The 354-nt window shown below is 60.5% G+C and carries 1 protein-coding gene; it reads right to left on the reverse strand.

What is annotated here, in order from left to right:
• On the reverse strand, positions 1–336 hold a 336-nt coding region (locus KUG38_RS16810), incomplete at its 3' end, for a calcium-binding protein (RefSeq protein ID WP_353617852.1).
• Positions 337–354 lie beyond the last annotated feature (18 nt).

The raw sequence follows: 354 nt of genomic DNA on the forward strand, positions 1-354 counted from the left end.
TAGCTCCACATCACCCCAGCGGCTTCCATCGGCGAACAGGAACTCCTCGATCCGGTGCACCTCCGAGGCGAAGTAGTTCTCCACCCATAGACGATCCGTACTTCCGTAGTGCAGGTACAGCTGGGAACCATGGCGTTCCACCAGCCGCACATCGCTTGGCTTCACATTCGTGAACATCACCACATCGCGATTCCCAACCAGGTAGTCCGTATCAATGATCTCCTTTCGCTCACCGCCCTGCCCGATCACATACACGTCATCCCCGATCCCGCCATTCAGGCTGTCATTACCGCTCCCCGACACCAGCCAGTCACGGCCCGCGCCGCCATGCAGCAGGTCATCGCCCGCTCCGCC

The organism is Synechococcus sp. CCAP 1479/9, assembly GCF_019038535.1.
Taxonomy (GTDB): domain Bacteria; phylum Cyanobacteriota; class Cyanobacteriia; order PCC-6307; family Cyanobiaceae; genus Cyanobium.